This is a genomic window from Sphingobium sp. TKS, assembly GCF_001563265.1.
Lineage (GTDB): Bacteria > Pseudomonadota > Alphaproteobacteria > Sphingomonadales > Sphingomonadaceae > Sphingobium.
In genome coordinates, this window is record NZ_CP005083.1 from 393,677 (window position 1) to 417,292 (window position 23,616).

Annotated in this window: 23 protein-coding genes, 4 pseudogenes and 1 other annotated feature; of the genes and pseudogenes, 20 read left to right on the top strand and 7 right to left on the bottom strand. The window is 62.6% G+C overall.

Translation table 11 applies throughout. The features are described from left to right. The first annotated feature begins 41 nt into the window (after positions 1-41). A complete protein-coding gene (locus tag K426_RS01955; RefSeq protein ID WP_020818511.1) occupies positions 42-536 on the top strand; it encodes a helix-turn-helix domain-containing protein in 495 nt (164 codons plus the stop codon). Positions 537-576: 40 nt separating this feature from the next. On the opposite strand, the gene K426_RS01960 is transcribed toward K426_RS01955, so the two are convergent. Beyond that, positions 577-1,530, bottom strand: a complete 954-nt coding sequence (locus tag K426_RS01960) for a lytic transglycosylase domain-containing protein (RefSeq protein WP_021223069.1) — start codon at positions 1,528-1,530, stop codon at positions 577-579. Positions 1,531-1,640: 110 nt separating this feature from the next. Between K426_RS01960 and K426_RS01965 the strand changes: the two genes are divergently transcribed. The 10 genes and pseudogenes from K426_RS01965 to K426_RS02010 all read left to right on the top strand — a co-directional run bounded on the left by K426_RS01965 (position 1,641) and on the right by K426_RS02010 (position 6,947). After that, the gene (locus K426_RS01965; RefSeq protein WP_020818513.1) at positions 1,641-2,936 is read left to right on the top strand and encodes a hypothetical protein; all 1,296 of its coding nucleotides are present in this window, start codon (positions 1,641-1,643) and stop codon (positions 2,934-2,936) included. Positions 2,937-3,036: 100 nt separating this feature from the next. Next, positions 3,037-3,561, top strand: a complete 525-nt coding sequence (locus K426_RS01970) for a hypothetical protein (RefSeq protein ID WP_037485683.1) — start codon at positions 3,037-3,039, stop codon at positions 3,559-3,561. 284 nt (positions 3,562-3,845) lie between these two features. Beyond that, positions 3,846-3,917 (top strand): annotated as a pseudogene (locus K426_RS32310) (hypothetical protein); the annotation flags it as partial. A gap of 283 nt (positions 3,918-4,200) precedes the next feature. Further along, a complete protein-coding gene (locus tag K426_RS01980) occupies positions 4,201-4,464 on the top strand; it encodes a type II toxin-antitoxin system RelB/DinJ family antitoxin (protein ID WP_021224639.1) in 264 nt (87 codons plus the stop codon). Continuing rightward, entirely contained in the window at positions 4,451-4,732 is a 282-nt protein-coding gene (locus tag K426_RS01985) for a type II toxin-antitoxin system YafQ family toxin (RefSeq protein WP_020818517.1), read from the top strand. The genes K426_RS01980 and K426_RS01985 overlap by 14 nt, the downstream gene beginning before the upstream one ends. 31 nt (positions 4,733-4,763) lie before the next feature. After that, positions 4,764-4,946: a hypothetical protein gene (locus K426_RS32315; RefSeq protein WP_020818518.1), complete on the top strand. Its 183-nt coding sequence runs from the start codon at positions 4,764-4,766 to the stop codon at positions 4,944-4,946. Further along, positions 4,943-5,311 (top strand): DUF7673 family protein, encoded by a 369-nt coding sequence (locus tag K426_RS01995; protein ID WP_020818519.1) that lies wholly within the window; start codon positions 4,943-4,945, stop codon positions 5,309-5,311. Before K426_RS32315 ends, K426_RS01995 begins: the two co-directional genes overlap by 4 nt. Before the next feature lie 37 nt (positions 5,312-5,348). Next, positions 5,349-5,720 carry an antitoxin PaaA2 family protein gene (locus K426_RS02000; RefSeq protein ID WP_020818520.1) on the top strand — a complete coding sequence of 124 codons (372 nt, stop codon included), beginning with the start codon at positions 5,349-5,351 and terminating at the stop codon, positions 5,718-5,720. Beyond that, a complete protein-coding gene (locus K426_RS02005; RefSeq protein WP_020818521.1) occupies positions 5,717-5,977 on the top strand; it encodes a hypothetical protein in 261 nt (86 codons plus the stop codon). The genes K426_RS02000 and K426_RS02005 overlap by 4 nt, the downstream gene beginning before the upstream one ends. Further along, a pseudogene (locus tag K426_RS02010) lies at positions 5,974-6,947 on the top strand (tyrosine-type recombinase/integrase). The gene K426_RS02005 and the pseudogene K426_RS02010 overlap by 4 nt, the downstream one beginning before the upstream one ends. 10 nt (positions 6,948-6,957) lie before the next feature. Here K426_RS02010 and K426_RS32060 read toward each other — a convergent pair. The 3 genes from K426_RS32060 to K426_RS02025 form a co-directional block, all read right to left on the bottom strand. Beyond that, on the bottom strand, positions 6,958-7,221 hold the full coding sequence (locus tag K426_RS32060; RefSeq protein ID WP_197672745.1) for a hypothetical protein: 264 nt from the start codon (positions 7,219-7,221) through the stop codon (positions 6,958-6,960). Between the two features lie 426 nt (positions 7,222-7,647). Further along, complete coding sequence (locus tag K426_RS02020) at positions 7,648-7,860, bottom strand: hypothetical protein (RefSeq protein WP_020818524.1); 213 nt, start codon at positions 7,858-7,860, stop codon at positions 7,648-7,650. A 167-nt stretch (positions 7,861-8,027) separates the two neighbouring features. Then, entirely contained in the window at positions 8,028-10,301 is a 2,274-nt protein-coding gene (locus tag K426_RS02025) for a TonB-dependent receptor (RefSeq protein ID WP_235589629.1), read from the bottom strand. Between the two features lie 589 nt (positions 10,302-10,890). Between K426_RS02025 and K426_RS02030 the strand changes: the two genes are divergently transcribed. The 6 genes from K426_RS02030 to K426_RS02060 all read left to right on the top strand — a co-directional run bounded on the left by K426_RS02030 (position 10,891) and on the right by K426_RS02060 (position 14,659). Continuing rightward, entirely contained in the window at positions 10,891-11,412 is a 522-nt protein-coding gene (locus K426_RS02030; RefSeq protein ID WP_235589628.1) for a helix-turn-helix transcriptional regulator, read from the top strand. 83 nt (positions 11,413-11,495) lie between these two features. Next, the gene (locus K426_RS02035; RefSeq protein ID WP_020818527.1) at positions 11,496-11,804 is read left to right on the top strand and encodes a hypothetical protein; all 309 of its coding nucleotides are present in this window, start codon (positions 11,496-11,498) and stop codon (positions 11,802-11,804) included. Positions 11,805-11,845: 41 nt separating this feature from the next. After that, entirely contained in the window at positions 11,846-12,319 is a 474-nt protein-coding gene (locus tag K426_RS31765; protein ID WP_020818528.1) for a hypothetical protein, read from the top strand. A gap of 122 nt (positions 12,320-12,441) precedes the next feature. After that, positions 12,442-13,281 (top strand): JAB domain-containing protein, encoded by an 840-nt coding sequence (locus tag K426_RS31770; protein WP_158500939.1) that lies wholly within the window; start codon positions 12,442-12,444, stop codon positions 13,279-13,281. A gap of 500 nt (positions 13,282-13,781) precedes the next feature. Beyond that, the gene (locus K426_RS02055; RefSeq protein WP_020818598.1) at positions 13,782-14,234 is read left to right on the top strand and encodes a MucR family transcriptional regulator; all 453 of its coding nucleotides are present in this window, start codon (positions 13,782-13,784) and stop codon (positions 14,232-14,234) included. Further along, positions 14,231-14,659: a hypothetical protein gene (locus K426_RS02060; RefSeq protein ID WP_020818599.1), complete on the top strand. Its 429-nt coding sequence runs from the start codon at positions 14,231-14,233 to the stop codon at positions 14,657-14,659. Before K426_RS02055 ends, K426_RS02060 begins: the two co-directional genes overlap by 4 nt. A 226-nt stretch (positions 14,660-14,885) precedes the next feature. Here K426_RS02060 and K426_RS02065 read toward each other — a convergent pair whose 3' ends face one another. After that, positions 14,886-16,259, bottom strand: coding sequence for a hypothetical protein (locus K426_RS02065; RefSeq protein WP_031293519.1), 1,374 nt, complete (start codon positions 16,257-16,259; stop codon positions 14,886-14,888). Next, a complete protein-coding gene (locus K426_RS02070) occupies positions 16,260-16,829 on the bottom strand; it encodes a recombinase family protein (RefSeq protein WP_013849886.1) in 570 nt (189 codons plus the stop codon). A 140-nt stretch (positions 16,830-16,969) separates the two neighbouring features. Here K426_RS02070 and K426_RS02075 point away from each other — a divergent pair, with 140 nt between their 5' ends. The 3 genes and pseudogenes from K426_RS02075 to K426_RS02090 form a co-directional block, all read left to right on the top strand. After that, positions 16,970-19,939 (top strand): Tn3 family transposase, encoded by a 2,970-nt coding sequence (locus tag K426_RS02075; protein WP_062734670.1) that lies wholly within the window; start codon positions 16,970-16,972, stop codon positions 19,937-19,939. Between the two features lie 805 nt (positions 19,940-20,744). Then, a pseudogene (locus K426_RS02085) lies at positions 20,745-21,802 on the top strand (IS3 family transposase); the annotation flags it as partial. Beyond that, positions 21,026-21,142, top strand: a sequence feature (AL1L pseudoknot). (Overlaps the previous pseudogene by 117 nt.) A gap of 63 nt (positions 21,803-21,865) precedes the next feature. Further along, positions 21,866-22,135: pseudogene (locus tag K426_RS02090) on the top strand (transposase); the annotation flags it as partial. A gap of 265 nt (positions 22,136-22,400) precedes the next feature. On the opposite strand, the gene K426_RS02095 reads toward K426_RS02090, so the two are convergent. Continuing rightward, a complete protein-coding gene (locus tag K426_RS02095) occupies positions 22,401-23,570 on the bottom strand; it encodes an AlbA family DNA-binding domain-containing protein (protein ID WP_020820181.1) in 1,170 nt (389 codons plus the stop codon). Between the last annotated feature and the right edge of the window lie 46 nt (positions 23,571-23,616).

Consider the following 23,616-nt stretch of genomic DNA (forward strand, 5'->3'; position numbering starts at 1 on the left):
GGGGGCTAATGTCGTCTCGCGCCACAGCTGGATCATAGTTCGTGCTCGAGCCGGATGACGAAACGATCCTGCGCGATTTCGTACCGCTCATTCGGTGCATGATGGACCGAAAGGACATCCCGCAACGCAAGCTCGCCGCCCTCACCGGCATCAGCAAGACGCGCCTGGGACTGCTGCTGCACAGCGACCCCACGAAGCGGTCGCCCATGACTGTGGACGAGCTTCAGATCATCCTGCACGCGCTCGGAACCGACATCGTCGCGGCCTATGTGCGCATCAAGGCAAGCGGGACGATCCCGCAGCCCCTGATCGAGCGCCATGACGTGCTCTTCACAATGATCTGCGACGCATTCGTCGACATGCCGGAAGGCCTGATCGTTCTGCTCGAAGAACTCGAAGGCATCGATGGCTCGGAAGTCCGCCCGGAATGGGCGGTGCCGGTCAGGCGAGCCGTCGTCCGGAAACTGCTGGACGAGGTGAGCGCCAAGCTGGCCCGCCGTGCACGCCTGGCCGAGAGCGATGACTTCCGGATCTAGCCCGACCGGATTCGGCGCCGGGCCCTTCCCCGCCGCGCTCCTAGAAGAGCGAGACGCTCGCGACGCGCGCGGGCGGCACCGACCGAGGCGGGAAGACGCTTGCGGTCTGGCGCGGCAGCACGGTTGCTTGCCGGTAGACGCCGCTCAAGCGCGCCCAGTTCATGAGGACATTGTCGACATAGGCCTGCGTCTCGGCGATGCGCGGCACGAGCCCGCCACGGACGCGGCCAGGCCCGGCATTGTATGCGGCAAGCGCCAGATGATAATGGCCGAACCTGTCGAGTTGCTGGCGAAGATATCTCGCTCCGCCGCGCAGATTATCCTCGACGCTATAGCGGTTCACTCCCAGCGAGGCAGCCGTCCCGGGCATCAGCTGGGTCAGGCCGAAGGCGTTCTTGGGCGACAGCGCATCGGTGCGATAGCGGCTTTCGCGAATGATCATCGCATCGAACAACCCGACCGGAATGCCGTATTCGCACGCGATCCCGCTCATCAGCTGATAATAGCTGGCGCGCCTGCTCTCAGCGTCCGCCCTCAAGAATCCTGTCGGCCGATAGGGAAGGACGCCGCAGCCTGGCTCGAAGCGATTGGCCGCGAAATCGAAGCTCGCGCCGCCGCGCATCCACGCAGGAACGGGGATGGCAGGCGCCGGCGGCAACCATTCGGCGGAGGCGGCCGAGCCTTCACTCCCGGCGCTTCCGCTTGCTGCCTGCTCGAGCGCAACGCCGCTGTTCGTGAAGCTGTTCGCCATCTGGAATTCCACCCACCGGCGGCTGAGGTCATGCACCCGAAAGTCCGGCGGACGGGCACCGGTCGACACCGGGTTGGGCACGCTCGGGGGTTCGGCGGCTGCATCCGGCCGGCTCTCCGGCCCGGGCGCGGTCATCGTGATGAGCTGCACTCTGCGCGCGGGCTTGGCCTCTTTCCCCTGGGCTGCCGCGCCCCCCGACACGACCAGCGCCACAATGCCGAAACCGATCCCCAACGCCCTCATTGCACCCTCCCTGCTACCGAAACAGGCCAAGGGAAGATCAGCGGCCGCCGGGTTGTCAATCCGCGTGCCCGAGCAGTGTCAGCCTCAAAAATCAAGATCAGGAGGCGCCGATGTGGCTGATCCCGCGCAATACGGACGGGACCCGCGCAGGGAGAATTGCGCTTCCCGCGCCCGTCCGAGAGGCTCTCGTCCGCTGGTATGTCGGACAGGGTTCGCGCGCCGACGAGGAAGCGGGGATCATGCTTGTCCAGCAGGCGCGCATCGGCGAGAGGTGGATCGCCTGCGACTGTTTGTCGGCCGACGCTCCGCCCCCGATCCTGACGCCGGCGTTCCTGTCGGAAGCAGAAACCTACTATCTGCGCCGTCTCACCAGCGTTAACCGTCCCGAACACAGGGCGGACTGCCCGTTCTTCCGCGATCAGGCCACCAACCGGCTGAGCGAAGTGCGAACGCAGGAGAGCCCGGCCGATCCGCCGACCGGCTATTTCGAGGTGCTGCGCCCGGCGCCCGAGAAGCTGGCGCAGCGTCCCGAAGAGGAAAGCAGCGACGACAGAACGCGCCAGGCCTCGGTGCCAAGGCTCGCCCGATTGCTCTGGCGTCTTATCAACCTCTCCGGTCTCAATCGTACGCTCTGCCTCTCCGACGAGAACCCGGAACATTCGATCAGCGACGAGTTCAAGACGCTGGCCATCGCGGCGCAGCGCGTCGAAATCGCACCGGGCATCGAGCTCGGCCGTGCCCTCTGGACGCATGCACAGGCGCTCCACAGCAAGCGCATCTATGCCCGCTTGCGCGAGCTCTCCCGAGTCTGGCCGCCCGGGCATGCGCCCCAGGGCTTCCTCGCGCTCTTCACGCAGAAGTTCGAAGGTTCGACGATCCATGTCGCCGGGAGCGATCCTGTCGTGCTGGCGAACCGCGTCCAGTCCCCCTCGATCCGCGGGAACACGATCAAGGGCCCCTATCTGACGATCGTCGTGGCGGGCCAATATCCCGAAGCGCATGGCTATGCGCCGCTTCGCGGCTATGCCCAGCCGATCTACTCGGGAAAGCGCTTCATCCCTGTCGATTCCGAGTTCGAGCGCGCGGTGCTGCGTGACCTGCTGCGGCTGCGCTGGTCCTTCGATCGCGCAGGGCTCGACCTTCTCCTCGAAAAGCCCGTGTTCGACACGCTCACGCCAATCGGATCATGCCGCCCGGATTTTCTGTTGGAAGCGCGCTCGCGCAGCACCGGCGAAACGCGGGAGATCATCGTCGAGGCAATGGGATCCACCGATGAAACCTATCTCGCCGCGAAAGCCGTGACCCACCCCCGCATGCAGCAGATCGCCCCGGTTCTGTGCGTCTCTCCGGACGACGTGGAAGAGGCGCGGATCGCGCCGCTCGTGCGGAAGGCGTTCGGCTTGTGACCGGCCCCTCTCGTTCCGTTTCGAGAGAGCGGCCTCGGACCGATGGCGCCTGCCGCTTTCTCATCGCCCGTTCATGGCATTCTGTCTGGAGGATAACGCTGTGCAGGACCGGTCCGCCGATTATGCGGCGCTCGCCGCTCACCTCAATCCCGACGATCCTGGCGACGGCGCCCGCCAGATCGATGCCACCATCATCGCCTATCAGCGTGCCCGATGCCGGCCCGGCAACCACGGACAGCTCGTGCGGCACCTCGGCATGCTGCTCATGCTGATCGCTGAAACGATCGCCGTGTTTCATGGGATGCTATGGCTCGAGCCGACCGCGCTCGCGCCCTATTTGGGCTTCATCCTAGAGGTTCCGCTTTGGACCGCGGCTCCTGTTGCGGCCATAGCCATCTGGCTCGCCTTTTTCCTGTCCTACCGCATCGAAGAGAAATCTGGTCAGGAGCTGCCGGAGCCGCCCGCCGCGATCCGCGACTGGCTCGAGGCGCACGACCATCGCCACGGAATTGCCTGGTGGCACGAGACGAGATGGCCTTGGCCCAAGCTGCGCGCCCACCGGCGCGAAATATTCGGCTATGTGATCTGGCGCAGAACGCCTCTGCCCTTGCGAGCTGCACCTTGAGGGTTGGCGGGCGTCGGCAGCTTAGGGAAGGGGCGCGGAGAGTGGCGCAAAGCTATCACCCTCGGTGGGCACGAATTCCGCAAACGTGCTCGCCTTCTGGGAATGTGGTCCGAAAAGCATCCGAAATCCCCGGCCCTAACATCCTGACGAAGCCTGACAGCGGACATAGCCAGACTGACGCGGACACATCGAACTCGCCGTCGCGGTCGACGCTAGAATTGGTCGGCGCAGCCCAGATAAGGTAGCTTAGCGCAAGGTATGCCTGGTGCTACGGAGGTCGCGCTATGGTGGCGCCAACATCAATCATACTCGATGACGCCCTTAAGGGGCGCGTCCAGCACCTGGCCGAAGTGCGTCGACGCAGCTCGCATTGGATCATGCGCGAAGCCATCGCACAGTATGTCGAACGTGAGGAAAAGCGCGAGGCATTCCGCCAGGACGCCATACGGGTGTGGGACGAATATCAGCAGACGGGCCTGCATCTGACGCTTGAGGAAGCCGATGCCTGGTTGGCGAAGCTCGAAGCCGGCGAGGACGCCTCTCAATGTCAGGGTGCGATGCAGCAACCGGATTCACCTCTAGCAATTTCACCCAAAGTGTATTACACTGAAATACAGATTTCAGATGCAGGAGTTTATCATGGCGGCAAGCCGTATGGTGCAGGCTCGCGTTCCTGGCGACATTCAGGATGCGGCCAGTCAGGTTATTCGGGCTTCGGGCCTGACGGTCAGCGACGTGGTGCGCGTGTTGATGACCCGGATCGCGCAGGACAAGGAGATTCCGGCGGCGCTGTTCCAGCCCAACGCGGAAACGCTGGCCGCCTTCGCCGAGGTCGAGCGCGGCGGCCTCGAGCGGTTTGCGTCCGTGGATGCGCTGTTCGCCGATCTTCATGCGGACGATTGAGCGCACCACGGCGTTTCGCCGGGACTTCAAGCGCGAGGCGAAAGGGCCGCGCCGCAATGTGCTGGATACCGATTTGCGGCGGATTATCGAGGCGCTGGCTACGGATGCGCCGCTGGAAGCGCGGCACCGGGATCATGCCTTGACCGGCAACTGGAAGGACTATCGGGACTGCCATGTAAAGCCCGACCTGGTGTTGATCTACCGGCTCATTGACGATGACCGGCTGATCCTCGCCCGTCTCGGCTCCCATTCGCAGCTCGATCTGTAGGCAGATGGCTTGCCGCCGATATGGAGGCCCTATGACCGATGAACTACCCGACAATCCGCCGATGGACGAAGCGTTCATGGCTGGCATGAGGCCATCCCGGCGTGGGCGCAGCGCCGAGCTGCTGACTATCGCCGACCGCGCCGCGGCGCATGTGAAGCGTCCCTATGTTGACCATGCCGAATTGCTCTACGACGAAAACGGGTTACCGAAATGATCCCCGGCACTTCGGCCACGACACCCCCGCAGCGCCGCCCAGTCATTCTGCACGTCAGCTTCGATGAGGCCGGCGCGGCGATCGGCCGCTTGCTCGCCATCGCCATGCCGCCGACGCGCGCGGCCGAGACCGGCGCATCATGGAAGGTCGCGGATTTTCTCCTGGCCTGGTGGAACGGCGACGAGTGCGGGCATTTCCCGATCATCCACTTGTGCAACGTCGATGCCGTTATTGCCGAGGATATGCTTACGATCATGGCCTATCTGGCGCAGGAGTCGACGACCTACGCCGATGCCTGGGGCTACCGCGACGCGATGGGCGACCTTTGGGTGCGCTATCGTGGCGACCCGGCCGAGGCCGTTTAAACGTGCCGGAGATCCACCGCCATCAATGGGAGGCGATATGACCGACGACGAGCTTCTGGACGACAACGCGGCCGAGCGCGCCCAAGCGGCGGCGCTGCGCGACCAGGCCCGCGCCGGGGGCTTGCGCTTCGAGGCGTATCTTACCAAAGATCAGGCCGACTGGCTGTTGGAGCAGATCGAACGGGGCAGGTTTGCCGATCCTTCCGAGGCGGTGTTCCTGACCGTCCAGAACTTCATCGAAATGGAGCCGCACGGCGATCTACGCGACGAGTTGCTGCGGCGTCGTATTCAGGCCGCGATAGATGATCCGCGGCCGGGGATTCCGCACGAAGAAGTCTGCGCCAAAATAGAGCAATGGATCGCCAAGCCGCGTCCCGAACCGGCGCGGTGGCAGAGGGCGGCGCAATGACCGCGCCCTCCCCTGCCCGGTTCAGCGCCGAGGACCGCGCCGTGCTGCTGGCCGTGAAAGGCGTCGGCCCCACGGTTCTTGAGCGCCTGGAAACGCTTGGCATCGCCAGCATGGAAGCCCTGGCGTGCCAGGGCGCGGACGAGGTGTGCCGGCGCATCGCGGCGATGCTGGGCGCAAGCTGCTGGTCGAACAGTCCGATGGCGCGCGGCGCGATCGAGCGGGCGATCGACGCGGCCCGCCAGGAGCGCGCGCGATGAATCAGCTCGCCCCCCTGGCCTCGCCTGCATCGTCGCTGCGCTGGCGCTGCCGGCGTTGATCGCGGCGGCCGACGAGCGCGCGCAGCTTCGATTCCTTGAGTTCTTCGCCGTTGCGATCCGCAATCCCCACACGCGCCGCGCCTATATGCGCGCGGCGGGCGAGTTCCTGGCCTGGTGTGAGGCGCGCGGTGTCGCCTCGCTCGCCCAGGTGCAGCCGCTCCACTTCGCGGACTGGATCGAGGCGCTAGGCGGCGAGCTGGCCCCGCCCAGCGTCAAGCAGCAGCTCGCCGGCGTGCGCCGCCTGTTCGACTGGCTGGTGACAGGCCAGGCCGTGCCGGTGAACCCCGCCGCGTCGGTGCGCGGGCCGGCGCACAGCGCGCGGCGCGGCAAGACGCCCGTTCTCGCCCCCGACGAGGCGCGCCAGATACTCGACACCATAGACGTTGCCACCCATGCCGGCTTGCGCGACCGCGCGCTTATCGGCCTCATGGTCTATAGCTTCGCGCGGATCGGCGCGGCCGTCGCCATGACCGTTGACGATGCTTTCGTCCAGAACCGCCGCCTATGGGTCCGCCTGCACGAAAAGGGCGGCAAGCGGCACGAAATGCCGTGCCACCACAACCTTGAGGAATATCTGCTCGCCTATATCGACGGCTGCGGCTTGCGCGAGCGCGCCAGGGGGCCGCTGTTCCGCACGATCGCGCGCGGCACTAAGCGCCTAAGCGATGCCCCCCTCGCCCAAGCCAATGCTTTCTTGATGGTGCGCCGCCGCGCGACCGCGGCGGGCATCGGCACCGCGATCGGCAACCACTCGTTCCGCGCGACCGGCATCACGACCTATTTGAAGAACGGCGGCACCTTGGAGACGGCCGCGACTATGGCGAACCACAGCTCCACCCGCACGACGCAGCTCTACCACCGGCGATCCGATGACGTGACGCTGGACGAAGTGGAGCGGGTGTTGATTTGAGCCGGCAGGATCAGGCGTGGCGGCTGATATTCGCGCCGTGGTCGCCTTGCATCATCTGCATGGCGCTCTGTAGCATCGCCAGGGTCATGGCGTCGTTTCGGGATTGGGCGCCTGCAATGCCGTCCCGCGCGAGCTGCACGAAGTTGACCCGTTCCCAATCATCGAGCGCGATCGGTGCGCCCTGCCCTGTCCCAACGGGTATCTTCACCGTCATTCCGAGAAACGCCGAGCTGTCATCCAGCGACATTTCGCCTCTTTTGATCTTGCCGTTCATCCAGTCGAACAGCTCCTGGCGCGTCATGCTGGTGAAATCAGGCGGCGCGGCGCTGCCTGGCCCGGTTTGAGCGGTGCTTGCCGGCGCGGTGGAGAGAGCCGCCGAGAATGAGGACGAGCTGGTGCGATCGGCCGATGATGGACGCTGACTCGCGGCCAGATAGTTGTTCGCTGTTTCAATTCGCACGAGAACGCCCTTTCCGCCAAGCCAATCGCGGACGATTGCAGGACATGGTTAATTTCAGGTGAAACGGCGTGGGATTTGAGCCGGCGAGAGACCGGACCTTAAGTATCGCCCCGCGCGGTCGCATTGTTCACGGGTAGACTATTTTCGCCGGGGGCCTTGAAGTGACGACGATCGGTGCAGCTACCAGCGCGATGCCCTATATAAAATCGCGCCGCCCAGATTGAATTATCGGTCAAGGCATCAAATGGACGCTTCACCGCTGAGGAAGTTACCGCAAGGCTTGAGGCGCGCGACGTCAGACAGCTTCGCCACGCGCAGAGCTATGAAAACCTCCTTGATGGCAAGGGGACGTATTTCGGCCACTCCGTTGGCAATAAGACCGTTTGGAAGCCGGAACTGGCGGCGCAGCAGATCAACGCTGCCCGCGCCGCTCGCGTAAAGCCTTATCTGCACATGTCCGGCCCCGTCAGCATCGAGGCGCTGAACGTCGATTCCGCCGTCAGAGCGCAGGGGATGATGAGGCAGCGCGCGGGGATCCAGATGTTCGGCCTAGAGCAAACGGTACGTCTGCCGTGTACCACGACCGGTTGTCGATCTATGGCATTACTCATGCCGCAAAATCACCACCGCGCCTCGAGCGCGATCCCCAGCACGCGCGGGTTTCCAAGGACCGCACGCGGTAGCCCGTCGAGGCGATAGTGATAATATCGATCGTCGAAAAGGTTGCTGGCAAAAGCGGACATCGTCCAGTGCCCTGTCTCATAGGCGACCCGCGCGTTCACCAGCGTGCGTCCGCTGGCCCGCGATGCGCTTTGTGGTAGGCGAACCTCGGTAAAAACCGCTGAACGATGGCTGGCGTTCAAGTTAATGGCCACTCGATCGACGGGACGAATGTTGACGCCGCCGGCGAGCGTCCAGCGCGGAGCATGAGCGAATTCAAGGCCGTCATAGTCCGTCACGCTGCCGACCGTCGTGGCAAATTCATCGAACCTCGTGCGCGAGTAGCCCACCGAGGCGTACCAGTCGAAAGCGCCGCTGGGGCTGTGCGTCGCCTCGATCTCGAACCCATAGAGATGGGACGAGCCGGCATTGACGATATGCGTGTCGTATATGCTCATGCCGAAGTTCGCTGAAACCTGCTGATCCTTCCAGTCGACATAGAAGGCGTTGGCATTCAATGTCAGCCGCCCATCGAGCCACGCGGAACGCAGCGACAGCTCGTAGTTCCAGGTGAATTCAGGATCGTAGGAAAAGGTCGCCGAACGCGCGATATTGCCGCTCGAGCCGCCTGACCGATAGCCTCGTTGGACCGTGAAACCAGTCTTGAGGTTCGGCGTCCAGGCCATTTGGATCCCCGCCTTCGGCAAGAACGCATCGAAGGTCCGATCGGTAGCGGCGGCCGAACCGCTCGCTTGGGCTACGATGCCGGCAACGCCCTGGTTGATTGCAACCACCGCGCGGTACAGCGGCGACCCGGTGGAGCCGAAAGCCCTCGGATCAGGATAGGCCCCCGCGAACCGCGCGGTCTGATCGATGCCCAAGCTGTTCGTTTCGTGGTCGTAGCGAAACCCCACGGTGAACATGAGCCTCTCGGTCAGCCTGAATTGAACATCGCCGAACAGGGCATAAGATCGCACGTGACCAGAGGCATCCGCTGAGAAATCGACCGGAATCGCTGCCAGCGCCCGGCTGTAGAGTCCGGCAACCAACTGCGCAGTCGGCGCGTCGATGCCACTGCTTCGCAGCAATGCGCTTATCGTGTCGACCGGCGTCGGAACGCTGTCATCGCTCGCCGTCGCGCTTCGGTTCCTTCGATCGTAGAAGAATGCCCCCATCAATCCGCTGAGGCGATCCCCCTCATAGTTCAGCCGGAGTTCCTGGGAGAACGTCCGATAGCGATTCTGCTGGTCGTAGGCGCCCCCATCGGCGGCCGTCATGTCGTTGTCGGAGCGATTGAACTCGCTAATCTCATTGAAGGCCGTGATCGCCGTCAGGGAGAGACCTGCGCCCAAATCGAAGCGCAGATCCGCGGTCGCGATATCGGTGCTCGCCTCACTGTCGTTAGGACTGTCGGAGAAGTTCCACCGACGGTCGAAAAAGTCGGGCACAGACGTATCGGTGAAGCTGAACGAATAGCCGCTGTAGCGGTCATAGCGCGTGTAGCCGAACCGCGCCTCGAAGCCCGGAACGGCCGTCGGCGTCCACAAGAGCTTTGCTCGGACCTGGGTCGTATCAAGAGGATTCTCGTGCGCGCGCCGTGTCGGATTCCAGGTAAATCCGTCGGCGTCTCGCTTTTCCACGCTGACGCGGAATGCGAGCTCTCCGGATACGATCGGACCGCCCAGCGCGGCGGCGAACTGCGTCTCATCGGCGTCCGTTATCATGGCGCGAGCGCGCAGCTCCCATTCCATTGTCGGTTCGGCTGTCCGCATGATGACCGCCCCGGCCAGGGCGTTCAGCCCTAGCAAGGTCGACTGTGGGCCTCGCATAATCTCGACCTGGCGGACGTCCCACATATCCGCCGGCGACGCATGAACCATGGCGGCCGGCACGGCAGCTCCATCGACAAATATCGTGGCGAGAGCTGCCCCCTCGCCGCCCATGATCCCGCGGTCGGCGATGCCTCGGATAGTGAACCCGCCGGCGCTGAACGTCTCCGTCACATTCGCCGTGCGCGCGTACACCTCCTGGAGTGATAACAGATTCTCCTCCTCGATGCGCCGAGCGGTGGTCACGGCCACGCTGCTGGGCGTGTCCTGCAGGGATCTCCGTGCTTTCTCCCCTGTCACGATGATTTCGGAGTAGGTGCCGACATGGCGCTCCTGCGCACGCGCAAAGCCACTCCAAGACAGAGCGGCCAGACCCACCACTCCCCACAACAAACAACGCACCACGATGGCCCCCCAAAGCAAATCCTTCGCCAGTAGATAAAGGCGTCGCCCGCTTGCAACAGGATTGATGAAAGGTTCGGCGATTGCCCGCGCGACCTGTGTTTCAGCCCGTGCAATCCGTGACTTTTTGCGGTGACGGCGAGACCAGACCCGCTTTGGGGAGCGTAGCTGGAGAGGCTACAGCAAATCTTGTTCGCAACTTGACTATCGTCAATGATGCGAACCGGGACGGTCGCATTGCCCGAGAATTCGAAGGGGGGAATCTTGAATAGTCGACCCATAGCCTTTGCGGCGGGAAGAAATAGCCGATGAATGGCCGACAAAAGGTCTTTCCGCCTGTGCATCGGGGGAGCCGCTTGTCAGGCCTCACCGCCGATGGCGCGTTCTCGGTCTCTTGCGCACCCGCACGAGCCATCATGGCTTTGCTCACATGCCAAGGGGTGGCGATCAGGAGCAAAATCGGATTACGTCGCCGCCATGTCTTGTCGAACGCATCCTTCCGGACGGGCCTGCCCGAAGCCGTCAGCGGGACCGCGCAGCCTCGCGCCACCCCTATGATCGCTCCTCGGCGAGAACGAAGACGGTGATGTCGATGACGATGCACGAAGATGACGACCTGGCACGCTGGCTGCGCCTGACCGAAAAGCAGCGCGCCTGTCTCGACCTGCTCATCGAGCGTAAGACCTCGAAAGAGATCGCTCGGATCCTCGGAATTTCCAAGCCGACCGTGGACCAGCGCATCACCGCTGCCCGGATCATCCTCGGCGCGGCCAATCGCGACGAGGCAGCTCTCATCTACGCGCGTCTCAAACAGCTATATGACCGGATCACATATGACTCGGTGCAGGTTCCCTCGCCGCCGACGCTGGTGCCATCCGACTTTCCGGACGGCGATCCCGAACCGGTCCTGAAGCTGAGCGACAGTGCGGCGCCCACCTTCGGCGCCGGCCAGGGATCGAGGGACTTCTTCCTGCCGTTCCGGGACGGATGGAGACACGATCACAGCATTCAGGCGCGCGTCATGATCATGGTGGGAATTCTCGTCGCCTTGGTCATCGTCGTTTTCCTGGGGCTCGGCATCGCGGAAGCGCTGACGCGGCTCGTCTCCAACTGAACCTGTTCAACTTGACCCACGGTTCGCCGGCGCGCGGGTGCGCGCCCGGCAAAGGAGAACTTATGCCTCAATCCATACCTCTGATGGCCGCCCGCCTGCAGCGCGACGTGCCGACTGCTGAATCCAAGGTCGACGACGCCATCATCGCCCTGTCGTCGCTGATGACGAGCATGGTGACCGCGCGGCGCGAAAGCGGTGCGCCCGCGAAGACCGGCCAGGCGACCATCCTGCGCCTCGCCAAGGCGCAGATGTCGCTTGTCGATGTGAGCAGCGACGTCCTGCGGATCCATGGCGACCTGCTCGAAATCGGCAAGGAAATGGGCAGTTACGATCTGCGCGATTGCCCCTCCGGCTCGGCGGAAACGACCCCGCATCTCGCGGCCGTAGCCTGACGGCGATTGACCGGGAGCGACTGGCATGAAAAGCGGGAACGATGCGCATAGCAATCTTCATCGCCCTTCTGTTGGTGGCTCTCGGCTACGCCGCCTGGCGGGGCGGTGCTCCGGAGCGGGTCATGGTGGGGATTGCCATCCTGATGGTCCTGCTCGATCGCCTGCTGGTCTCGACAGGTCAGGTGGAATATCATTCGGTCGACCTGGGTTACCTGGTGATCGACCTGATTGGTTCGGCGGCGACCATCGCCTTGGCGCTTCTGGCGCATCGCTTCTGGCCCATGATCGTTGCCGTCCTCCATGTCCTGCCGCTGCTGGCGCACATCAGCCGGGCGCTCGACGTCTCGATGAACCCGATTGCCTATCTCACGATGCAGGTCGCTTCGTCCTGGCTGCTCCCGCCCCTTCTCATCCTCGCAACCTGGCGGCACCAGCAGCGCTTGCGGCGCAGCGGCAGCGATCCGTCCTGGCACGTTTTCTGGCGTCCATCGAGCCGAATGACGGTGAGCGGCTAGCCGCCGCGCTGCTGCAGGAATTCCGCAGCATCGGACGGATCCTGGCCCAAACGCCAGAAGCGCTCGAGCGGGTTCTGGGTCACCACCCTTCGATCGCGGATATCCTGCTCGGCGCCCGGGACATGTTCCTTGAGGGTCTGCAGGCCGACCTGACAACGCAGCCGGTCGACCCTGCCTGCCCCAAGCTCGGCCAATATCTCATGGCCTCGATGGGATCGCTGCCGGACGAGGTGCTGCGCATCCTTTTCCTGGACGCTTCCTACCGCCTGATCGCGGACGAGCAATTGCACCATGGGTCCGTCCGGCAGCTCGAGCTTTATCCCAGAACGATCTTTCGGCGCGCGATCGAGCACGGCGCCACCGGACTCATTCTCGTCCACAATCACCCGAGCGGCGACGCGACCCCGAGCGAAAACGACATCGTCGCGACGCGCAGGCTTTCCGACCTTGGTCGATCGCTCGATATCGAGATCGTCGATCATATTGTCGTCACGGCGACCCACGCCCAGCGCGTCGCAGCGAGCGGGCGCATAGGATCTGATCGTGCGCCCGCCTGCGCCCATGTTCTGCGCGACAATCCCGGGTCGGGAGGCGGCGGACAACAGCAAAGTGCGTCAACCGCGCTCGCAAATGCGCGCCGAGCCTATAAGCGCCGCCAGTTCCGCCGAGAGCTGATCGGGTCGCCAAAGCTCTTCGGCGAACCGGCCTGGGACATGCTGATCGACCTCTTCATTCACGAAAGCGAGGGCAAGAAGGTGGCAACGAGCGCCCTTTGCCTCGCTTCGACCGCGCCTCCCAGCACTGCGCTGCGGCTGGTCAACAAGCTTTGCGAGGCAAAGCTGCTCGTGAAGATAGACGATCCCGACGATGGCAGGCGCCAGTTTGTCGAACTGACGCCCGACACGGCCGCGCGTCTCGAAAACTATTTTGGCGCGGATGAGGGAGGGATGCAGGAGGGTTGAGGCGCCGTCTGGAAATGGATTGGACGGGCGCAGCGTTGGGGGGAGGAGAATCCCGGAGAGGTTCACGATCGCATTGCCGCCGGCTCGCGACGTTAAATTGCTGTTAACCATCCTGTCCTATTTCGAGGCAAGGGGGCCAGCGGCAGGTCGCGGTGTGGGGGTAACGCGACCTGCCAATCAGGCAATGACATCAGGGACTGATCATTCGAAGCGCCGGGCGCACTTCGGGCCTACCGCACCGGGCTGAATCATCTCGCGCGGCGCACCGATCGCCAAACCAGGTCCGGGCGAGCGGTCGGCAGGCAAATGGCGAATGGCGCTACGAACCAGCATTAGCCGGCGGACAGGATAAAGCGCCGCTTCAAAGCGACCTGGCCTCGGTTGCAATCGATTATTGGACTGTTCGCCGTATCATTTTCACCGATGGACGCGCTTAATTCGAGCAGATAACAGGTCCCGCCGCGATCATTACGGATGCGGCGGTAAGCAGGAGCAGGGCTGTGAGCGAGGAAGCGGGGCGCAACGAGAATCTCATTACTTTGACGGCTGACATCGTTGCGGCGCATGTGACGAACAACAAGGTCGAAGTCGGCGATATTCCTCGGCTGATCGGATCGGTTTACGACGCTCTCGCCAGCGTCGGCCAGCCCGGCAAGCCTGAGCAACAGGCCCCAGTCCCCGCGGTTTCGATCCGCGCTTCGATAAAGCCGGATTACATCGTCTGTCTGGAGGACGGCAAGAAGCTCAAAATGCTGAAACGCCACCTGATGACCCACTATCAGATGACCCCTGACCAGTACCGGGCGAAGTGGGGGCTGCCTGCCGACTATCCCATGGTCGCGCCAAATTATGCCGAGCAGCGCCGCGAGCTCGCGAAGAAGATCGGCCTCGGCCGGCAACCGACCGTCCGCCGCGGCCGCGGCAAGCGCAAGAAGCTCTCCATCGCTACATGAGTATCGTGGCCGCAGGGCTGATATTCCTCTGCACGCCCACCCTTGTCGCCGATGGCGATGGCCCGGTCTGGTGTGCCGAGGGTCCACGCATCCGCATCGCGGGCATCGCCGCGCGCGAACTGGATGGTACTTGCCGTCGCGGCCATCCCTGTCCCCGCGCTGGACCGATCGCGGCGCGCAATGCATTGGTGGAGCTGCTTGGCGGCTCGCGCGGTGAGGTTCGGATCGCCAACGCAGGCATCAGCCATATCCGCGTCCGCGCAGCGCCAATGCGCTGTCTCTCGACCGGTCCGGCGGGCGGCGCCAGAACCGGTGCCTTCTGCACTCTTGCCGATGGCCGCAACCTCAGCTGCGCGATGCTTGCGACCGGCACCGTCGCGCGCTGGGAGCGCTACTGGCGTTCCGACCAGCGTTGCCGGCCCTGACAACGCCAGATCTCCTGAGCAATATTTACATCGTGGCCGGATATGTACCTACCGGTGGAGTAATAAATTCTGGAATAAAGTGTCGGTTTGTTTCCAACAGCCCCGGGGGGTCGAAAGGATCAAGAGTCTTGTTCTCGCGAGTATGAATTCCTTTACTGAGGGCATCGCGTGGAAGGTACGCCAGACAACGCTAAGCGAGAACATTTCAAGAACCGCATGATGGCCGTTACCGCCGGAGGTCGCTAAGCCCCAGTTCTTCCCACATCCATGTAAAGTCATAGGTGCCCATCGGATCGGCGGTGCCCGATTTTGCCGCGCCATTTTCGATATATTTGAGCCAGTCGGCTACCTTTACCCGCCCCGCCTTTGTACAGGCCAGAACGCGTGGCGTCTTGTGGCTGAGGGCTGGGACCGGCTCATCGAGCGTTTTCGTATATTCACGGGTCAGCATATCGTGAACGATGCGCTCCATTTCATGCGGTGGAATATCCAGCGCCTCGTCCTGTGGCGTGCGGGCGGCATCGTCGGCCATAACCTGATCGAGCGTCCGGATTTCGGCCATAGGCGCGCTCACGCAATCACCAAGCCATTCGCCCATCTGGGTAATTGCTCGCTCCGCGCGGGCGGCACTGTTTACCTCGACGATCAGCTTGCGCCCTGCCAGTTCCACATTGGCAAAAACCGGCGTGCCGTCATCCATGGTCGTGACGAAGGCCCGCTTGCCTTTGGTCGCTTGCGGCTTCTTGTTCTTCGTCGCTGGTGCCAGCCAGTTCCAGAAACTGTCGCTGGCAGGTTCCAGCCATTGTGCCGCGTTCAGCCTTCGGATCAGGCTCTTGCCGACCACGCCTTTCGCCAGCGGAAAAACGATACGGTGGAACACCAGGTCATCGCCGTCGGCGTTGACCATATCCGGCGCGCTGCCGGGCATGGCCTTGCCCAGACAGTCGAGCAGCCACATGTTCGTGAACATCGGTCCCGATGCTCCCAGAAGCGCGTCCCGATCGGACGGGTCCAATTCCGCAGTGTCCTGAGTTTCGTCGGCAAGTCGGGAAAATGCCTCGACCACTCGCACGGCGCCCTCAGCGCTGAACGGCAACAGCGCTCCGGAAATGCCATGGCGCCCGTTCACGTCGACAACCCTTGCGGCGATCTTGTCCCAGTTGACCAGGGTCTGGGTTGCACCGTGTTCGCGCACCGTCACCGGAGCAACGTCGCGCAGCAGATCGCGCAAGGTCATCGACTGACCAGGCACGACTTCGCTGACCTCATAGAGCGACATGACCGTATCGCGTAACGCGCGCATATAGGCCTTGTTCGGCGCCTTTTCGTTCCAGCCCCGGCGCTTGAGATAGTCATCGACCAGATTGCGACCGTCGGGTTCCAGTTCCTGCGTAAGCAGATCTTCAAAGGCGCAGCCCCATAGCGGCCCTTGCCAGTGATCGCCAATTATCTCGAATATGGCGTCAGGCTCGAGTCCGGTCGCTTCGCTCGCCGGATCGAGATGCGCGGACAGCATTTCGGCCAATGCCTCATCCCATGGCGCGCGATCCGCATATTTCATCAGGCCGGAAAGATCGTGAGCCGATTTCGATCTGGACATTCAGATGGGCCTTTCCACGCCGAGGCGGCGCATTTCTCGATAGATGGTCGATCGGCCGATGCCGAGTTGTCGTGCTGCTTCTGTCGGCGAGATGCTCGCTTCGACCAGTTTGATGGCGGCATGTACCTTGGACATGTCGAGCGGCTGACGGCCGGGCAACTTGCCTTTGGCGCGCGCGGCGGCGATCCCATCCCTGGTTCGCTCGGAGATCAGTCTCCGCTCGAAATGGGCGATGGCCCCGAACACATGGAAGATGAGTTCGCCGGCGGCCGACGATGTGTCGATCTTTTCCTCAAGACTCAGGAGCGCGATGCCCTGGCCGCGTAGCGTCTCGACCGTGGTGAGCAATTCGGCGAGCGAGCGCCCAAGCCGATCGAGGCGGACCACCGCCAGCGTGTCGCCCTTGCGGGCATAGGCGATCAGTTCGGCCAGACCGGGCCGCTCCATGCTCTTGCCCGACATGACGTCGGTGAACACCTTGATCGCGCCGGCCTCCTCCAGACGCATGGTCTGTCCAGCCACGTCCTGATCGCCGGTGCTGACGCGGGCATAACCCAGAATATCGCCCATCCCGTGCGTCTCCCAAACGGTCGTTCTGTGGACGATCTGAAGGGCGATCGCTTCGCCCCATCCATATCCGTCCACATACTATGTCTCTTTACTCATGGCTGTCCATAGGCCCAGATGACCTTTTGTGGACGGGAATCGGAATGACGAAGCGTAAGCATCAACTCCTGACCGAGAGCGAACGCGATCAGATCCTCGCCATCCCGAGCGAGCGCGACCATCTAGCCCGGCTCTACACCTTCGAGCCTTCGGACATCGAGATCATCGGCGCACGACGGGAGCGACGGAACCAGTTGGGTGTCGCGCTGCAACTCGCGCTCTTGCGGCACCCGGGCATCACACTGGCGCAGTTGATACAGGACAAGGGAGCGATACCCCATGATCTCGCCGCCTTCGTCGCGGAACAACTTGGTCTACACGTAACCGACCTGGCCAACTATGCAGCGCGGGATCAGACGATGACGGACCATGCCCGCGAGCTGGCGATGCGAGCGGGCCTTCGTGGACCAACCCGCGCCGACATTCCCTTCATGATCGAAGCGGCCGCGAAAACGGCATGGGCGACCGACAAGGGGATGACGATAGCGATCGGCGTTGTCACCGCCCTTCGCGAGGCCCGGATTCTACTGCCGTCCATCTCCACCATCGAACGCGCCAGTAGTGCGGGACGCGCGCGTGCCCGCAAGCAGGCTGCCTACGCCCTGATCGCTGATCTTAGCGCCGAACAGGTCCACGCCCTCGACCAGGTCTTTGACGACGCCGGCGGCATGAGCCAACTCGCTTCGCTCAAGACCATTCCCGTTGCGGCCAGGCCCGATCACATCCGCCAGATTCTCGACCGCCTGCGGCAAGTGCGGAAGATCGGCATCTCCCCGGACGTGGCTGGCCGCATCCATGCCGACCGATTTCGGCAATATGTCAGGGAAGGCCGCGCTTCGCCTGCCTATATGATCGAGCGATATATTCCCTCCCGACGGCGCGCTACGCTGGTTGCGTTCCTGCTCGACCTCGAGGAACGACTGACCGACAGCGCCTTGGAGATGGCGGACAAGCTGATCGGCAGCATCTTCACCCGCGCGAAGAACGCCCAGGCGCGCAGCTATGCCACCACGTCAAAGAATGTGGCGCGGCTGATGCTGATCTTTCGCAGGACAATCGACGCATTGACCGATGCGGTCGATACCGGCGAAGATCCAATGGAGGCCCTGGACGCATCGGTCGGGTGGAACACCCTCCTGAAGGCGAGGCCAGAAGTGGCGACAATCGCGGAAACCGCCAACCTTGATCCGCTGACGGTGGCGGCCGACCGCTATGCGACGTTGCGCAAGTTCGCCCCCGACCTGCTTGAGGCGCTCCAGTTCAGGGCCGGAAAGGGCAGTGCAAAAACGATCGCCGCCATCGAGATGCTGCGCGACCTCAACAGGTCGGGCAAACGCGATCTGCCTGCCGACGCTCCGATGCCCTTCCGCAAGGAATGGCGGAAAATCGTCGTGGGCGATGACGGCAAGATCAACCGGCGTCTCTGGGAAATCGCGACGATCGCGCATCTGCGCAACAAGCTGCGTTCCGGGGATGTCTGGGTGGAGCGATCGGCAGGATACCGCCGGTTCGACAGCTACCTGCTCAGCGAACCCCAGGCGAAGCCGATCGTGTCGGCTCTCGGTCTGCCACCCACAGCCGGCGAATGGCTCGAACAGCGGGGCCGCGAACTTGACTGGCGGCTTAAGAAATTTGCCCAGCGCCTGAAGCGCGACGCTCTGGAGGGTGTGCGATATCGCGACGACCGCCTCCAGATATCCCCCGTTCGCACGATCGCGACGCCCGACGCCGAAGCGCTGGCCGACCGGCTCGATGCCATGATGCCACGCATCCGCATCACCGAGCTACTGCATGAGGTGGCGCAGGAAACCGGCTTTCTTGCGGCGTTCACCAACCTGCGTACCGGCGAGCCGTGTCCCAATGAAAACGCGCTGCTCGCCACGATCCTCGCCGATGCGACCAATCTCGGCCTGTCGCGCATGGCGGCGGCGAGTCAGGGCGTCACGCGCGATCAGCTCCTCTGGACCCATGACGCCTATATCCGCGACGACAGCTACCGCGCGGCGCTGGCCCTCCTCATCAACGCGCACCACCGCCTGCCATTCTCACGAGTATGGGGCGACGGCACCACGTCCAGTTCCGATGGCCAGTTCTTCAGGGCCGCGAAGCGCGGCGCGTCGGGCGGCGATATCAACGCCCGCTATGGCGTCGATCATGGCTTCAGCTTCTACACCCATAATTCTGATCAGCGCGCGCCCTACCACGTCAAAGTGATCTCGGCCGCGACGCATGAGGCGCCCTATGTCCTCGACGGCCTCACCAGCCACGGCACCGATCTCAGGATCGTCGAGCATTACACCGACACCGGCGGGGCGACCGATCATGTCTTCGCCCTGTGCGCGATGCTGGGATTTCGCTTCTGCCCGCGCCTGCGCGACTTCCCCGACAGGCGGCTCGCGCCGATCGCGCCGGTCACGGCCTATCCGTCCATCACCCCGCTGTTGGGCAAGCGTATCCGCACCGACATCATCGGTGAGCAATGGGAAGACGTGCTGCGCCTCGTAGGGTCGATCAAGGCCGGCCATGTCGCGCCATCGGTCATGCTGCGAAAGCTCGCTGCCTACGAACGGCAGAACCAGCTCGATGTCGCGCTACAGGAAATCGGCAAGATCGAGCGGACGCTGTTCATGCTGGACTGGCTAGAAAATCCCGATCTGCGCCGGCGATGCCATGCCGGTCTCAACAACAGCGAGCAGCGCCATGCCCTGACGCAGGCGATCTACACATTCCGCCAGGGCCGCATCATCGACCGCAGCCACGAGGCGCAGCAATATCGGGCGTCCGGCCTCAATCTGCTCGTCGCCGCGATCGTCTATTGGAACACGATCTACATGGATGCCGCCGCCCAGCATCTACGATCAACATCGGTCGCGGTGCCTGATGATCTACTCGCCCATACGTCCCCAGTAGGTTGGGAGCATATTGCTTTCTCGGGCGATTTCCTCTGGGATCGAGCAGCCGCTTCCGCTGGCCGCAAGGCCCTCAATCTGCCGCCGGATAGCCGCGCCGCCTAAGCGTTCGCTGATTGTTCGCCCTTAGCGTTGTTTAGCGTACCATCCACGCTATGCCCTCCTTTAGCGGCCGGGTGGGATCGAGAAGGGGGGGCACCCCCCTTCGGCGGCCGATCATTCTGCGGGGGCACCTTGGGCCGGTTTGCCGCTTTTTTCGACACCGGGTTATAACAACTAGGTTTAATATAAAGGTTATGAAGGGTTAAAAGCCGGTTAGCTTGACCGGAAAACGCGCGCAAGCCGTTGATACGCCAAGGAAAAGGCTCGAAGGGCCGCCCCTCAAGTGTCAATGGATAAGCCCCTCAAGGGTCAATAGTCTGCCCGTCAAGTGTCAAGGATCGCGCCCCTCATCTGTCAGCACCCCCGCCCCTCAAGTGTCAGTACGGCAAGGGCCTTGCCAACAGGCTTATCCACAACTTCTGTGGATAAAGCCAGCCCGATCAAGCACATAGGCCGCCTCGACGGCCTCCGGCGCGGCTCCAGCCGGCCGATTTCGAGGCCGGCCCCTCATCTGTCAGCATCGCGCCGGGGTGCGCTGCCCCCCAAGTGTCAAGAAACGCCCCTCAACTGTCACCAGCCGGCGTTTTGTCCCCAAACGATCCACAAGGCCGACCAGGCAGCGCCGGCCCTCTATGGCCCCGAGAAGGGGCCAGAAAGGGGTCGCCTCAGAAAACGGAAAATAAAGCACGCTAAGCCCTTACTTACCCAGATGTTTGACTGTTCGTGGCACTTTCACCATGGCAATTGCAATTGCCCAACTGAATCGCACCGGCTTCCGTGGAGGCTCAACTCCTGAGAGGATTGAGTCATGAACACTAAAGCTGCTCGTTTTAGCCCTGAGGTACGTGAACGTGCCGTACGTTTGGTGCAGGAGTGCCAAGCGGATTACGCATCACTGTGGGGTGCATGCGAATCGATTGCCCCCAAGATTGGCTGCTCTGTCAGTACCCTGCATGGATGGGTACAGCGCAAAGAAATAGATGCAGGCCAACGACCGGGTTTGACTACAGATGAACGTGAGCGGCTCAAGCAACTGGAGCGGGAGAACAAGGAGTTGCGGCGTGCCAATGACATACTCAAGGCTGCGAGCGCTTTTTTTGCGCAGGCGGAGCTGGACCGTCGCATCAAGAGCTGATTGACTTTGTAGACAAGTACCGTGATGCCTATGGGGTCGAGCCAATTTGCCGACTGCTGCAAATTGCCCCATCGGGCTACAGACGCAGGGTTCAACAAAGAAACTGCCCATGGCTGCGCTGCAAGCGCAGCCAATCAGACGAAGAGAGTTGCGGTCATATCCAACGTGTATGGCATGCAAACTGGCAAGTTTATGGGGTGATCAAAGTCTGGAAGCAAATGCATCGAGAGGGCTTGCCTATTGCCCGCTGCACGGTGCAGCGCCTGATGCGCAAGCTAGGGTTGGAGGGTGCGCGGCGTGGCAAGAAGGTGTGCACAACACGCCCAGATGTGGCAAGGCCATGCCCACTAGACCTCGTCAACCGCCAGTTCACAGCCCAACGTCCTAACCAGCTTTGGGTTGCAGACTTTACCTATGTATCGACATGGCAAGGTCAGATGTTTGCGGCCTTTGTGATTGATGTCTATGCCCGCCGGATTGTGGGTTGGCGAGTCAGCAGCCACATGCGCACTGACTTTGTTGTGGATGCATTGGAGCAAGCTCTCTACGCACGGCATCCTTCAAGCGATGAAAAGCTGATTCATCACTCCGACAGGGGGAGTCAGTACGTGTCCATTCGCTACACAGAGCGCTTGGAGGAAGCTGGCCTGATGCCTTCGGTGGGCAGCACCGGCGACTCCTATGACAACGCCCTGGCTGAAACTATCAACGGCTTGTACAAAACGGAGGTCTGGACCGGCCAGCCTTTCGTAGACACCTAGGAGCCATAATTCATGGCAACGACAGAGGTGTTTATGAGCAACAGGCAGTACACGGATGAGTTCAAGGCCGAAGCGGTCAAGCAGGTAACCGAACGTGGCTTCCGGGTGGCCGATGTGGCCCAGCGGCTCGGGGTCTCCACCCACAGCCTGTACGAGTGGCTGCGCAAGGCGAAGAGCGCTGCCAATGCCGACGGCGCGGAGGCGGCACTGCTGCCGACGGCGAAGGACTCGGCGGAGGTCCGGCGACTGAAGGCCGAGATCAAGCGTCTGACCGAGGAGCGCGACATCCTAAAAAATGTCCGCTGTCAAGGACTTTCGATTTGCATCGGACGGACGCAAACCCATATCTGACGCGGGTTTAGAGGGTATTCGGGTTCCGGGTAGCTACGGACCGCATCCATGTCAGGAGTTGCATGGGAGCCTGGGGATTGTGCTTCCCGGCGACCTGAGGCGCGCGCCAGCGCATAGACGCTGAGTGCGCGCACGGTCACCGTACCGCTGGAGCGAGCACGCCTCTGGCAGCCGTGGCCCGCAGCCGCCCAAGGGCAAACGGCGGCGCACACAGTACTCAGCGATCGAACTGCAGGAAACTCTCGACGTTCGCATTCAGCTCTTTCACAAGAGTCTGAGCATCATCGACGATGCGCTGTAGTGAAGCGCCGCCATCCATGTAGACCCTCATGGACACCAGTTGGAGCAGGCTAAGACCGATTCGGCGCAGATCGGCCAGCGTGCTTTCCGGCACAACAGACAGCCTGAAATAGGTCCAAGTGGCGATTTGCTGGCCGATGCCATAGGTTTCCTGCTGGGCTTTCTCGACACGCCCATCGAAGATCTCTTTGTTGGCACGGTCCCACATTTGGGTCAACTTGCGGGCAAGTTTGGCAATCGCCTCCAGGACTTTTCGCTGTGTCTCATCGCTGACCTCGATAGGATCGACCAGATCGCGCATCAACTCCGCAGCAGCGAAGCCTGCGGAGTTGCACACGTCGTTGAAGTTTTCCCCTTCGCCGAGGTAGTGCCGGAACTGTGCGACTTCATCGAGCTTCTCAGCTGTGGCTTCCAACCGTTCATTGACGTGGCTCTCAATGGCCCAGTCGGAGACGGACAGGTCGCGCAGCTTTGACGCATAGACCTCCGCATCTGCCGACCAATCTTCAATCCAGGGTTTCAGGCTTCGCATCTCGGAGTCCGTATCGCTCCAGCGTCGCACGTTGGCGAGCACGTCGGCCAGCGCAGACAGCTCCGGATGATTCTTGGGTCCTTCTGCGGCCTCCCCGGGCATGGAAGCTGTCAAGGCAGCGCGAACCTCTGAGGCCGTCGCCGGTCGGGAGACCGTGCCGTGCCGGATGTACGCGCGCGAATCCACGTAGTACAGAGGCTCTGAACCCTTCTCGACAGTGATGACGAGAACGCCGAGCCCATTTGCCGATGTCCAGCCGATCTGCGGGCGGACGGGGGGATCGATGATCTGGCAAACGCCCACGATCCTTCTGCCGAGATCATCTCGAACCGCTGGGTCATGTGCATTTTCGACTCCTGGAATCGAGCCGTCGTCTGCCACTCCAAGAAGGAGTCGGCCCCCGCTGCTGGAAGCGAAAGCCGCGATTTCCTTGGCAAGATCCCGCACCTGCTTTGGCAGCTCTCGCTTGAATTCCACAGTCTCGCTCTCACCGCCCTGAGCAAGCCGAGGAATATCTTCAGATAGCTGGGCGTCCGCCCACGGTTCGATGGTCATAGCGATATCATGCCCGCGCCTCGAAAGATCTCCACGAATTCCCGAG